Source organism: Cupriavidus sp. 05N40, from assembly GCF_056397305.1.
Map to the genome: position 1 here is coordinate 71,859 of NZ_JBFTND010000010.1, position 11,006 is coordinate 82,864.

Below are 11,006 nucleotides of genomic sequence, written 5' to 3' on the forward strand. Positions count from 1 at the left end.
GCGCTTACTTCCTGGCCGCCGTCACGATATGGAACTTGATCTGGACATCGTCGGCGACAACGGAAGTATCCTTCCATTCGCCGTCGCCGATATTGAACACGGTACGCTTGATCGGCAGCACACCGTCGAACACCTGGCCGCCGCCGTCCTGGCGATAGCTCGCCGGCACCACCACGTCCAGGGTCTTGCCCTTGATGGTGAGCTTGCCCGCCACCTCGTACTTGCCGGCGGCGCCGGTCTTGATGCTGGTCGACTGGAACACCGCCTTGGGGAATTTGGCCGCGTTGAACCAGTCTGCGCCCTTGACCTCCTTGGTGGTTTCGGCGTCGCCGATCTCGAAGCTCGACACGTCGATCTCGATCTTGGCCGAGGAGGCAGCCAGCTGCGCGGGATCGAAGGTCACCGTCGCATCGAATTTCTTGAACTTGCCTTCCATCGGCACGCCGATCTGGCGGGCGGTCGCGGTCACCGTGCTCTTGGCGGCATCGACCTGGGCCCAGGCGAGATTGGCGCCGATGCCGGCGACAGCCAGGGTGGCGGCCATCAGGAGCGCGCTCGGGCGGGGAATGCGTTTCATCAAAGACTCCTGTCGCTAGGAGGGCAATGCCCTCGGTCAGTTTTTCAGATGGTGTTTCGGGTTGCTGCGTTGCTACGTTGCGCGCCGCTTTACTTCAGGAACGGCAGCATGCGCGCCAGCGTGCCGTCGCGTTCGATGAACTGGTGCTTGATCGCCGCGGCCGCGTGGATCACGACGATGGCTGCCATCAGGTAGTTCAGCCAGATATGGGCCTGCTTGAGGATTTCCTTGAGTGCGTCGTTCGGCTCGATCAGCGACGGCAGCGGCAGGACACCCAGGTAGACCACCGGCACGCCGGCCGCGCAGCTGTACAGGTAGCCGGTGATGGGCACCACCACGATCAGCACGTACAGCAGCATATGCGCGCCGTGCGCCGCGGCGGCCTGCCAGGCGGGGGTACCCGCGGCGGGCGCCGGCGCCCGGTGGGTGGCGCGCCACAGCACGCGCAGCACGGCGATGGCGAACACCGTCACGCCCAGCCACTTGTGCCACGAGAACAGCTTGAGCTTGAGCATCGACAGCCCCGGAATGCTGGTCATGTACAGGCCAAGCCCGAAGGCGGCGAAGATCAGCAAGGCGATGATCCAGTGCAGACCGATCGCGGTTGCCCCGTAGGCGGATGCGGACAACTGTGGTGAGGCCCCGGCGCGGGCGCCGGTCTTGATTTGAGAATGCATGTAAAACCCCTGCCCGTCACGGGCGTTCGTATGGCGCGTTCGTATGGCGCGTTCGTATGGCGCGTTTGTGTGGAGCGTTTGTGTCGAGCGTTTTATCGGCGCATGCAAAAAGGCGACGGCATGCAGATGACCATCAGCCTCTGGATTCTCGCATTATTGTGCCGTACGCATGAGGCCGAGCGGTCCGAAATTCATGGAATCATTCAAACCATTTGAAGTGACATTTCGCCGCGGCGGTCGCCAGACGAAAAAACCACCCCGCAGGGTGGCTTCTTTTGTTGTCCCGGTGCCGGCCGGCGGGCCGGACAGCGCGCGAGATCAGGCGGCCGAAATGCCTTCGGCAAGGCTCACGGCGCGCCCGATGTAGCTGGCCGGCGTCATCTCCAGCAGCAGCTTCCTGGCGTCCTCGGGAATCGCCAGGCCGCCGATGAAGGTCTGCAGCGCCTCGCGCGAAATGCCCTTGCCGCGCGTGAGCTCCTTGAGCTGCTCATACGGATTGGGCACGCCGAAGCGGCGCATCACGGTCTGCACCGGCTCGGCCAGCACTTCCCAGCAATTGTCGAGGTCTTCGTTCAGGCGCTCCGGGTTGGTTTCCAGCTTGCCCAGGCCGCGCAGGCAGGCCTCGTAGGCCAGCAGGCTGTAGCCAAGGGCCACGCCCATGTTGCGCAGCACGGTGGAGTCGGTCAGGTCGCGCTGCCAGCGCGACAGCGGCAGTTTTTCCGACAGGTGGCGCAGCACCGCGTTGCCCAGGCCCAGGTTGCCTTCCGAGTTCTCGAAATCGATCGGGTTGACCTTGTGCGGCATGGTCGACGAGCCGATCTCGCCGGCCTTGGTCCTCTGCTTGAAGTAGCCCAGCGAGATATAGCCCCAGACGTCGCGGTTCAGGTCGATCAGGATGGTGTTGGCGCGGGCGACGGCGTCGAACAGCTCGGCCATGTAGTCGTGCGGCTCGATCTGGATGGTGTACGGGTTGAAGGTCAGGCCCAGGCGCGCTTCGATCACCTGTTTCGAGAACGCCTCCCAGTCGAACGACGGATAGGCCGACAGGTGCGCGTTGTAGTTGCCCACCGCGCCGTTCATCTTGCCCAGCAGCTCCACGCGCTGGATGCGCTCGATGGCACGGCCCAGGCGAGCGGCCACATTGGCCATTTCCTTGCCCAGCGTGGTCGGGCTGGCCGGCTGGCCATGGGTGCGCGACAGCATCGGCTGGCGGGCGTTGGCATGTGCCAGTTCGACCAGGCGCGCGTGCACGCGCTGCAGCGCCGGCACCACCACGCCATCGCGCGCGCCCTTGAGCATCATGCCGTGCGAGGTGTTGTTGATGTCTTCCGAGGTGCAGGCGAAATGGATGAACTCGCTCGCGGCTTCCAGCTCGGCATTGCCCTTGACCTGCTCCTTGAGCCAGTACTCGACCGCCTTGACGTCGTGGTTGGTGACGGCCTCGATCTCCTTGATGCGCGCGGCGTGCGCTTCGGAGAAGTTGTCCACCAGGGCCAGCAGCGCGGCCTCGGATGCCGGCGAGAACTTCGGCATGTCGGGCAGGCCGGCCTGCGACAGCGCGATCAGCCAGTGCACTTCCACCTTGACGCGGTTGCGCATGAAGGCCGCTTCCGAAAGCCACTCGCGCAGCGCATCGGCCTTGGAGGCATAGCGGCCGTCGATGGGGGACAGGGCGGTGAGCGGGGAGAGCGAGGAGGAAGACATGCTGGAAGACCGGAAGGAAGGGAAAAGACGGTGGTCTGGCGCAAACCGGCGCAAAAATGGCCGGCACGCGCCGCGAAGACCCGCGACAAGCCGCAAAAGAGACCAATCAGGCGCGCCGGCCGACCGGCGGCGCGGCGGAAAGCGGGCATTTTACCATCGCGGCCGCCGTTCTGTGGCCGCCGGCATGGCGGTGGCGCGGTGGCGCGTATCGGCACCACGACACCCGCACGGAGATGGTGCGCGGCCATCATATGTATGGCACCGGGCACGGGTATACTCGCGCTCGCCGATCCGCTAGCCTGTTATGAAGTGCATCGGGCATGCCGGCCGGACGCCTCCAGCGCGGTCCGTCGTGCCAGAGGGCGCCGATGCACTTCATAACAAGCTCGAGGGGAGTCCATGAAGCTGTACGCATCGCAAACCAGTCCCTACGCGCGCAAGGTGCGCGTGGTGATGGCAGAGAAGAAGATCGATTACCAGATGGTCGAGGTGGACGTGTGGTCGCCCGACACCACCATCGGCCAGTTCAACCCGCTCGGCAAGGTGCCTTGCCTGGTGATGGAAGACGGCGGCGCGATCTTCGATTCGCGCGTGATCGTCGAATACGTCGATACGCTGACGCCGGTCAGCCGGATGATCCCGCAAGGCGCCCGCGAACGCGTGGAAGTACGCTGCTGGGAAGCRCTGGCCGACGGCCTGCTCGACGCCGCCCTGCTGGCGCGCCTGGAGCATACCCAGCGCGAACCCGAGCAGCGCAGCGAGCGCTGGGTCAAGCGCCAGCTCGGCAAGATCGACTCGGCGGTGGCGGCCATCGCCGACGGCCTGGCCGACCGCCCGTGGTGCTGCGACAACCACTACTCGCTGGCCGACGTGGCGGTTGGCTGCGCGCTCTCGTACCTGGACTTCCGCTTCCCGGACATCGCCTGGCGCGAGCGTCATCCGCGCCTGGCCGTGTATCAGGACAAGCTGGGCAAGCGCCAGTCGTTCATCGATACCGAGCCGCCGCGCGCGTAGGCACGCGGGCGCATCAGCGCGCCGGGCGACCGGCGCGCCCAGCTACCGGATGATGCCGCCACCGAGGCAGACATCGCCCTGGTACAGCACTGCCGACTGGCCCGGCGTCACCGCCCACTGCGCCTCGGCAAACCCCAGCCGCAGCGCGTCTCCCTCCAGCGCCGACACCGAGCACGGCGCATCGCTCTGCCGGTAGCGTGTCTTGGCCGATAGCGCGGTGCCCACCTGCGGGCCCTCGCCGGCCACCCACGACAGGTCCGCGGCATCGAGCGCCGGCGTCAGCAGCCACGGATGATCGTGGCCCTGCACCACATACAGCGTATTGCTCGCCATATCCTTGCGCGCCACGTACCAGGCGTCGCCGCTGCCTTCGCGGCTGCCGCCCAGGCCGATGCCCTTGCGCTGGCCCAGCGTATAGAAGGCCAGGCCGATGTGCTGGCCGACTTCCTTGCCGTCCGGCGTCTTCATCGGGCCGGGGCTGGTGGGCAGGTAGCGGTTGAGGAAATCGCGGAAAGGCCGCTCGCCGATAAAGCAGATGCCGGTCGAATCCTTCTTCTTCGCGTTGGGCAGGCCGATCTCGGCGGCAATCTCGCGCACGCGCGTCTTGGGCATCTCGCCCAGCGGGAACAACGTGCGCGAGAGCTGCGCCTGGTTCAGGCGGTGCAGGAAATAGCTCTGGTCCTTGGTGTGATCGAAGGCCTTGAGCAGTTCGAAGCGGCCGTTCGCGGCCTGGCGCACGCGCGCATAGTGGCCCGTGGCGATGGTGTCCGCGCCCAGCGACATGGCGTGGTCGAGGAAGGCCTTGAACTTGATCTCAGCGTTGCACAGCACGTCGGGATTGGGCGTGCGGCCGGCCGAGTATTCGCGCAGGAAATCGGCGAACACGCGGTCCTTGTACTCGGCGGCGAAGTTGACGGCTTCCACGTCCACGCCGATCAGGTCGGCCACCGAGACGACATCGAGCCAGTCCTGCCGGGTCGAGCAATATTCGCTGTCGTCGTCGTCCTCCCAGTTCTTCATGAACAGGCCGATCACCTCGTAGCCCTGCTGCTTGAGCAGCCACGCGGTCACCGAGGAGTCGACGCCACCCGACATGCCCACCACCACGCGCTTGCCGCTCATGACGCGGCTCCGCCGGCCGGTGCGTGCGTCGCCGCGGTCACCGAGGGGTGGGTGAAAAGCGCGTCGAGCGCGAAGCGCTTGCCGGCCAGGTAGTCTTCCATGCAGGCCAGCACCAAGGGCGTGCGATGGCGCTCGGGGCAGGCGCGGATCTCATCCGCGCTCATCCACACCGTGCGCACGATGCCGACGTCGAGCTGGCGCCCGGCATCGAGCGCGCCCAGCTCGCCGGTGAAGGCAAAGCGCACATAAGTGATGTCGCCGCCCGGCCGCGCCGTGCTGCCCGCCGACCCGGAATGCGCCATATAGCAGCCCAGCAGCGCGCGCGGCTCGAAGGTGTGCGCGGTTTCCTCCAGCGTCTCGCGGATGACCGCATGCACCAGGCTCTCGCCGGGATCGAGGTGGCCGGCAGGCTGGTTCAGCCGCAGGCCGTCGGGGGTTTCTTCTTCCACCAGCAGGAAACGGCCGCCGCGTTCGATGACCGCGGCGACGGTGACGCTGGCTTTCCAGTCGTGTGACATGATGCACAAAATTTAGGCAATCCGGCATTCTACCGGTTGCCGCACTTTCGCGCATCCAGGCCGTCCGCCTCGCCGCGGCGCCCGGCCCGTCACGCAGGCTGCAAAGTGCACTCCACTTCTCGCGCGGAAGGCAGCAGGTCGATCGCATGCTCGAGCCGTTCGCGCAGCGCCGCGCTGGCCGGCATCAGCGGCCGCCTGACCTCCGCGCCGGCCAGTCCGCACAAGGCGAGCGCGGCCTTGACCGGCGCGGGATTGGGCTCGGAAAACAACAGCGCGATCAGCGGCGCCAGGCGCGCGAACAGGGCGCGCGCCGCCTCGTGCCGGCCGTCCGCGGCCAGTTGCACCAGGCGCACGAACAGGTCGGTGCGGATATGCGCGCTGGCCGGCACCACGCCGTCGCCGCCACCCAGCAGATGGCCGAGGATGGCCTCGTCCTCGCCGCAGAACACCGAGAGCGCTTCGCAGCCGGCAAGCGCGCGCAGCCCCGCCGCATCGCACTCCTTGACCGCCACGATGCGCGGATGCGCGGCCAGGCGCCGCACCAGCGCGGGCGACAGGCTGCAGCCGGTGCGGCGCGGTACGTTGTAGAGCATCAGCGGCCGCCAGGTAGCGTCGGCCACGCGCTCGAAATGCCAGGCAATGCCATCGTCGCCCGGGCGCAGGTAGTACGGCGGCGGCACCAGGTAGCCGGCCAGGTCGAAGGCGTCGAGCTGGCGCACCTGCTCGCACACGCCGCGGGTATCCACGCCGCCCACGCCGGCCATCACCGGCAGCGCGCCATTGACTGCTTCGAGCACCGCGGCGGTGAACATCAGCCGCTCCGCTGGCGAGAGCAGTGCGCCCTCCCCCGTGGTGCCGAGGATGACGAGACCGTCCACCCCGCTGGCCACATAGTGCGCGGCCAGGCGCTGCGCGCAGGGCAGGTCCAGCTCGCCGCCTTGCAGCGGCGTCACCATCGGCAGCCACAGCCCGGTGCCGCCCGGCTTGCGCAGGCGGCCCGCTTCCTGCTCAGTGCGCGGCATGGTCTTGCCCCAGCACAGTGGTCACGCCGAACTCGGCGGCAGGCAGCGCCATCATGATGGCGTGCATGGCGGCATCGCGGCCACCGCGCTCGACCTCCACATGCACGGTGGTCTCGCCGTGGCGGTGGTCCACCTCGACCACATAGATGCGCGCCAGCTTGCCGATCGCCGCGTGCAGCGACTGGCGCAGCGCGAAGACCTGGCCCGAGGCCACTGCCAGGCGCAGGCGGATCCATGCGCATGCGGTGTCGGCGGCGTTCGCCGCGGCGTTGTCGATGCCGGATACGGGTTGCGCGGGACGCGCGGCGCCGCGCCCGGTGCGCGTGGCTTCGGTGCGCGCCGATGCGGCGCGGGCGGACTGCGTGCGGGAAGGACGGCGCGGCACGGAAACGAAGGCCACGGCAAGGCTCGACTGTCGCATATGGGCTGGACCCGTGTGAAACGGGTCGTCTGTTGTAGATGGAACCATGCTAGGCAGGCGGGCCTCAAGTTGATGCAATGATTGCCGCCGGCGTCATCAAGAAGTCATCAAAAGGCCGCGCTCAGAATGTCTTGGTGAGCGAAGCGAACGCGGCGGCCCGCCCGATATAGCGCCCGGACGTGTTGGTGTAGACCGAGTGGTGGGCGTTGGTGTCGATATAGGCGAGCGCCAGCGCGAAGCCCTTGCCCAGGTCCTTGGTCAGCCCGAGCCTCCAGTCGGTGTACGAGGCATCGGTGACATTGCGCACGTCCTGGTAGCCCACGTGCGCGTTCAGCGTCAGGTCCCACACATTGAGCGGCACGTTGGCGCTGAGGTCGATATAGGAGCTGTACTTGCTGTTGGCGAAGCCGAACAGGTTGGTCAGCGCCTGCGAGTACTTCAGGAACACGGGGCCGTAACCAGCGCCGATATATAGCTCCGTGGTGTAGGGGCGCGTGAAGCCGTTCGGGTAGTCGCCCGGATAGTAGTACTGCAGCACGCCCAGGTCGTAGTTCCACTCCAGCCCTGCCAGCGTCACGGTGTTCTTGAAGCCGCCGTAGAAATCCATCTCGATCGGTGCCGAGACCTGCGGGTTGCTGTCGCTGAGCCAGCTGATGCTCGAGTTCCAGTTGCCGAGGTAGAAGCCGCTCGAATGCGCGTAGTCGAAGCCGCCCTGGATGGCCGGGCGACGGTTGGTCTGCATCAGGCCGCGGTAGCGGTATTCGCTGGCGACGGTCACGTTGGCCGTGAACGTGTGCGGCGAGGCTTCGGCGTCGGGTGTGCTCTGGGCATGGGCACCGGACACGCCGCAGAAAAGGGCGGCGCCGGACAGGAAGACGGCGCAGGCGCGCGGAGCAGCAAGGCGGAAGACAGTCATGGATTGCTTGGCAGGAAACAGGGAGGTCGATCGGAATAGCGCCATCGGCGCGGTGGCGCGGCACGGGCCGCGCAGCGACCCGAACAGTACGGGAGCGCATCTCAAATCGGTGTCAAGAAAACGGGGGCACGCCAAGCGATCACATAAAGACGGGGGCCAGTCATGCACCACCCGGATAGCCGCCATGCGCCATGCGGACTTGTTGCGCAAAAGCCGAACGGCCGGTCACCACGGATCGTCAGATTCCTGTAAGCTGCGAAAAAATTGTGCGCTGCGCCCAGCTTCGGCTGTGCGCGCGGGAAAACACAAAGGGCTCAGGACGTCCGCCCGTAAATGCAGAGCAGCGGCATTGTCAGAATGAAACGAAGCGGTTCTGGTCGGGCGCTCCGACTGGATGTACATGTCGTACATCCCGTACATGTCGTACGTACGCAAGGCACGCGCGCCCCATCGCCAGAATCATTTTGACAGCGCCTCGAAGACGCCAGCAAAAGGAGAAATTGACGATGCAGATCGGCATCCCGCAGGAGACGCGGGCAGGTGAGACTCGTGTCGCCGCAACCCCCGAGACGGTCAAGAAATACGTCGCGCAGGGCCATCAGGTTATCGTGCAATCGGGAGCTGGCGTGCGCGCCAGCCAGCCCGACTCAGCCTACGAGGCGGTCGGCGCCACCATCGGCACCGCGGCCCAGGCGCTGGGCGCGCAGCTCGTCCTGAAGGTGCGCGCACCGGACGACGCCGAGCTCGCGCTGATGAAGCCCGGCTCCGCGCTGGTCGGCATGCTCAACCCCTTCGATGCCGACAACAACGCACGCATGGCGCGCGCCACGCTGACCGCCTTCGCGCTCGAAGCCGCGCCGCGCACCACGCGCGCGCAGAGCATGGACGTGCTGTCCTCGCAGGCCAATATCGCCGGCTACAAGGCCGTGCTGGTCGCCGCTCACCATTACCAGCGCTTCATGCCGATGCTGATGACCGCCGCCGGCACCGTGAAGGCGGCGCGCGTGCTGATCCTCGGCGCCGGCGTGGCCGGCCTGCAGGCCATCGCCACGGCCAAGCGCCTGGGCGCGGTGATCGAAGCCTCCGACGTGCGCCCCGCGGTCAAGGAACAGATCGAGTCGCTGGGGGCCAAGTTCGTCGACGTGCCGTTCGTCACCGATGAAGAGCGCGAGATCGCCCAGGGCGTGGGAGGCTATGCGCGCCCGATGCCGCCGGACTGGATGCGCCGCCAGGCCGAACTGGTGCACGAGCGCGCCAAGGCCGCCGACATCGTCATCACCACCGCGCTGATCCCGGGCCGCCAGGCACCGGTGCTGCTCAAGGAAGAAACCGTCCAGGCCATGAAGCCGGGCTCGGTGGTGGTCGACCTGGCCGCGGCGCAGGGCGGCAACTGCCCGCTCACCGTGGCCGACGAAGTGGTGGAGCGCCACGGCGTCACGCTGATCGGCCATACCAACCTTGCCAGCATGGTGGCGGCCGACGCCTCGGCACTCTACGCGCGCAACGTGCTCGACTTCCTCAAGCTCGTCATCGACAAGGACGGCCAGTTCATACTGAACCTGGAAGACGACATCGTGGCGGCCTGCCTGATGTGCAAGGACGGACAAGTCGTCCGCGGCGCCAACTGAAGCGCGCAGGCGGGCCCGCCGCGGCCCGCTCGCTTTAGATTGGCGCCACGCGGTCCCGGCATGGCGCGCGGGCGTTCGCCGGCGCGGCCGGCACGTCCGGGCACCGGGAGCTTTGCAGCGGCCCGCGGGGCTTGCCCACGGGCTCACACAGCCACAACCAAGGACGCATCACCAATGCAACGCATCATGCTCCGCGCCAAGCTCCATCGTGTCACCGTGACACAGGCGGACCTCCACTACGAGGGCTCATGCGGCATCGACGAGGACCTGCTCGACGCGGCCGACATGAAGGAGTTCGAGAAGATCGAGTTGTACAACGTCAACAACGGCGAGCGTTTTTCGACCTACATCATCAAGGGCGCGCGCGGCACCGGCGAGATCTCGCTCAACGGCGCGGCCGCGCGGCGCGCGCACCTGGGCGACCATCTCATCATCTGCACCTACGCRCCGATGAGCGACGAAGAGATCGCCACCTACAAGCCGAAGGTCATCCTGGTGAACGACAACAACGGCATCAAGGAAATCAAGAAGGTGTAGGCGGCATGCGGCGGATCCGGCGAGCCAGCCGGTCCAGCCGTCCAGCCGTCCATACGTACGGACTTCGCGCGCCGCCGCCTGCGGCGGCGCGCACGCGAGAAGCAGACCGGCATCGGGCAGCACGGCCAGGTGCGCCGGGCCAGGCAGAAGAACACGGGACAACCGCGCAGCGAAGGCATTCAAGCAACGGAGGAGTAGGCGATGGAAATGGTGAACCACACGGTGATCAACCTGATCATCTTCGTGCTGGCGATCTACGTGGGGTACCACGTGGTCTGGACGGTAACGCCGGCCCTGCACACCCCGCTGATGGCCGTGACCAATGCGATCTCGGCCATCATCATCGTCGGCGCCATGCTGGCGGCCGGCCTGACCGAGGGCATGGTAGGACGCACCATGGGCACGCTGGCGGTGGCGCTGGCCGCCGTCAATGTGTTCGGCGGCTTCCTGGTGACCCAGCGCATGCTGGAGATGTTCAAGAAGAAGGAACCCAAGGCAAAGGCTGACGGCTCGGCCAAGGAGCACGGCAAATGAGCATGAATCTCGTCACCCTGCTCTACCTGGTCGCCTCGGTCTGCTTTATCCAGGCGCTCAAGGGCCTCTCGCATCCGAGCTCCGCGCGGCGCGGCAATGCCTTCGGCATGGCCGGCATGCTGATCGCGGCGCTGACCACTCTGGCGCTCATCGTCAAGCTCAAGAATGAATTCCTCGCCATCGGCGCGGGCCAGGCGCCGGTCGGCGAAGGGCTGGCGCTGATCTTCGGCGCGCTGGTGGTGGGCGGCGGCATCGGCGCCTACGTGGCGAAGAAAGTCGAGATGACCAAGATGCCCGAGCTGGTCGCGGCGATGCACTCGCTGATCGGCCTGGCGG

General features: G+C 66.8%; 13 protein-coding genes. 5 read left to right on the top strand and 8 right to left on the bottom strand.

All coding sequences use genetic code 11. From position 1 onward, the window contains the following. Window positions 1-4 precede the first annotated feature (4 nt). The 3 genes from AC1DO7_RS04160 to purB all read right to left on the bottom strand — a co-directional run bounded on the left by AC1DO7_RS04160 (window position 5) and on the right by purB (window position 2,958). Window positions 5-577: a YceI family protein gene (locus AC1DO7_RS04160; protein WP_441618419.1), complete on the bottom strand. Its 573-nt coding sequence runs from the start codon at window positions 575-577 to the stop codon at window positions 5-7. Between the two features lie 89 nt (window positions 578-666). Then, entirely contained in the window at window positions 667-1,254 is a 588-nt protein-coding gene (locus AC1DO7_RS04165; protein WP_441618417.1) for a cytochrome b, read from the bottom strand. Window positions 1,255-1,572: 318 nt separating this feature from the next. Further along, a complete protein-coding gene (purB, locus tag AC1DO7_RS04170) occupies window positions 1,573-2,958 on the bottom strand; it encodes an adenylosuccinate lyase (RefSeq protein WP_441618415.1) in 1,386 nt (461 codons plus the stop codon). A 399-nt stretch (window positions 2,959-3,357) separates the two neighbouring features. Here purB and AC1DO7_RS04175 point away from each other — a divergent pair, with 399 nt between their 5' ends. Then, window positions 3,358-3,972: a glutathione S-transferase family protein gene (locus AC1DO7_RS04175; RefSeq protein WP_441618413.1), complete on the top strand. Its 615-nt coding sequence runs from the start codon at window positions 3,358-3,360 to the stop codon at window positions 3,970-3,972. A 42-nt stretch (window positions 3,973-4,014) separates the two neighbouring features. Here AC1DO7_RS04175 and mnmA read toward each other — a convergent pair whose 3' ends face one another. The 5 genes from mnmA to AC1DO7_RS04200 all read right to left on the bottom strand — a co-directional run bounded on the left by mnmA (window position 4,015) and on the right by AC1DO7_RS04200 (window position 7,971). Continuing rightward, a complete protein-coding gene (gene mnmA / locus AC1DO7_RS04180; RefSeq protein ID WP_441618411.1) occupies window positions 4,015-5,094 on the bottom strand; it encodes a tRNA 2-thiouridine(34) synthase MnmA in 1,080 nt (359 codons plus the stop codon). Further along, complete coding sequence (locus tag AC1DO7_RS04185) at window positions 5,091-5,612, bottom strand: NUDIX hydrolase (protein WP_441618409.1); 522 nt, start codon at window positions 5,610-5,612, stop codon at window positions 5,091-5,093. The genes mnmA and AC1DO7_RS04185 overlap by 4 nt, the downstream gene beginning before the upstream one ends. Before the next feature lie 89 nt (window positions 5,613-5,701). Next, the gene (dapA, locus tag AC1DO7_RS04190; RefSeq protein ID WP_441618407.1) at window positions 5,702-6,634 is read right to left on the bottom strand and encodes a 4-hydroxy-tetrahydrodipicolinate synthase; all 933 of its coding nucleotides are present in this window, start codon (window positions 6,632-6,634) and stop codon (window positions 5,702-5,704) included. Beyond that, window positions 6,621-6,911, bottom strand: a complete 291-nt coding sequence (locus tag AC1DO7_RS04195) for a hypothetical protein (protein WP_477115825.1) — start codon at window positions 6,909-6,911, stop codon at window positions 6,621-6,623. The genes dapA and AC1DO7_RS04195 overlap by 14 nt, the downstream gene beginning before the upstream one ends. Window positions 6,912-7,176: 265 nt before the next feature. Continuing rightward, window positions 7,177-7,971 carry a TorF family putative porin gene (locus AC1DO7_RS04200; protein WP_441618403.1) on the bottom strand — a complete coding sequence of 265 codons (795 nt, stop codon included), beginning with the start codon at window positions 7,969-7,971 and terminating at the stop codon, window positions 7,177-7,179. 506 nt (window positions 7,972-8,477) lie between these two features. Between AC1DO7_RS04200 and AC1DO7_RS04205 the strand changes: the two genes are divergently transcribed. From AC1DO7_RS04205 to AC1DO7_RS04220, 4 genes are all read left to right on the top strand, one after another. Then, window positions 8,478-9,599, top strand: coding sequence for a Re/Si-specific NAD(P)(+) transhydrogenase subunit alpha (locus tag AC1DO7_RS04205; RefSeq protein ID WP_477115822.1), 1,122 nt, complete (start codon window positions 8,478-8,480; stop codon window positions 9,597-9,599). A gap of 174 nt (window positions 9,600-9,773) precedes the next feature. Continuing rightward, window positions 9,774-10,136 (top strand): aspartate 1-decarboxylase, encoded by a 363-nt coding sequence (panD, locus tag AC1DO7_RS04210; protein ID WP_441618399.1) that lies wholly within the window; start codon window positions 9,774-9,776, stop codon window positions 10,134-10,136. A 201-nt stretch (window positions 10,137-10,337) separates the two neighbouring features. Further along, window positions 10,338-10,670, top strand: a complete 333-nt coding sequence (locus tag AC1DO7_RS04215) for an NAD(P) transhydrogenase subunit alpha part 2 (RefSeq protein WP_441618397.1) — start codon at window positions 10,338-10,340, stop codon at window positions 10,668-10,670. Further along, window positions 10,667-11,006 (top strand): NAD(P)(+) transhydrogenase (Re/Si-specific) subunit beta (locus tag AC1DO7_RS04220; RefSeq protein WP_477115823.1); only part of this gene is annotated, 340 nt, incomplete at its 3' end. The genes AC1DO7_RS04215 and AC1DO7_RS04220, both read left to right, overlap by 4 nt.

What these genes read in the sequence shown, in the direction of transcription:
- AC1DO7_RS04205 (WP_477115822.1), top strand. Translation starts at nt 8,478, where the DNA reads ATGCAGATCGGCATCCCGCAGGAGACGCGGGCAGGTGAGACTCGTGTC.
- dapA (WP_441618407.1), bottom strand. Translation starts at nt 6,634, where the DNA reads ATGCCGCGCACTGAGCAGGAAGCGGGCCGCCTGCGCAAGCCGGGCGGC.
- AC1DO7_RS04200 (WP_441618403.1), bottom strand. Translation starts at nt 7,971, where the DNA reads ATGACTGTCTTCCGCCTTGCTGCTCCGCGCGCCTGCGCCGTCTTCCTG.
- purB (WP_441618415.1), bottom strand. Translation starts at nt 2,958, where the DNA reads ATGTCTTCCTCCTCGCTCTCCCCGCTCACCGCCCTGTCCCCCATCGAC.
- AC1DO7_RS04160 (WP_441618419.1), bottom strand. Translation starts at nt 577, where the DNA reads ATGAAACGCATTCCCCGCCCGAGCGCGCTCCTGATGGCCGCCACCCTG.
- mnmA (WP_441618411.1), bottom strand. Translation starts at nt 5,094, where the DNA reads ATGAGCGGCAAGCGCGTGGTGGTGGGCATGTCGGGTGGCGTCGACTCC.
- AC1DO7_RS04185 (WP_441618409.1), bottom strand. Translation starts at nt 5,612, where the DNA reads ATGTCACACGACTGGAAAGCCAGCGTCACCGTCGCCGCGGTCATCGAA.
- AC1DO7_RS04165 (WP_441618417.1), bottom strand. Translation starts at nt 1,254, where the DNA reads ATGCATTCTCAAATCAAGACCGGCGCCCGCGCCGGGGCCTCACCACAG.
- AC1DO7_RS04215 (WP_441618397.1), top strand. Translation starts at nt 10,338, where the DNA reads ATGGAAATGGTGAACCACACGGTGATCAACCTGATCATCTTCGTGCTG.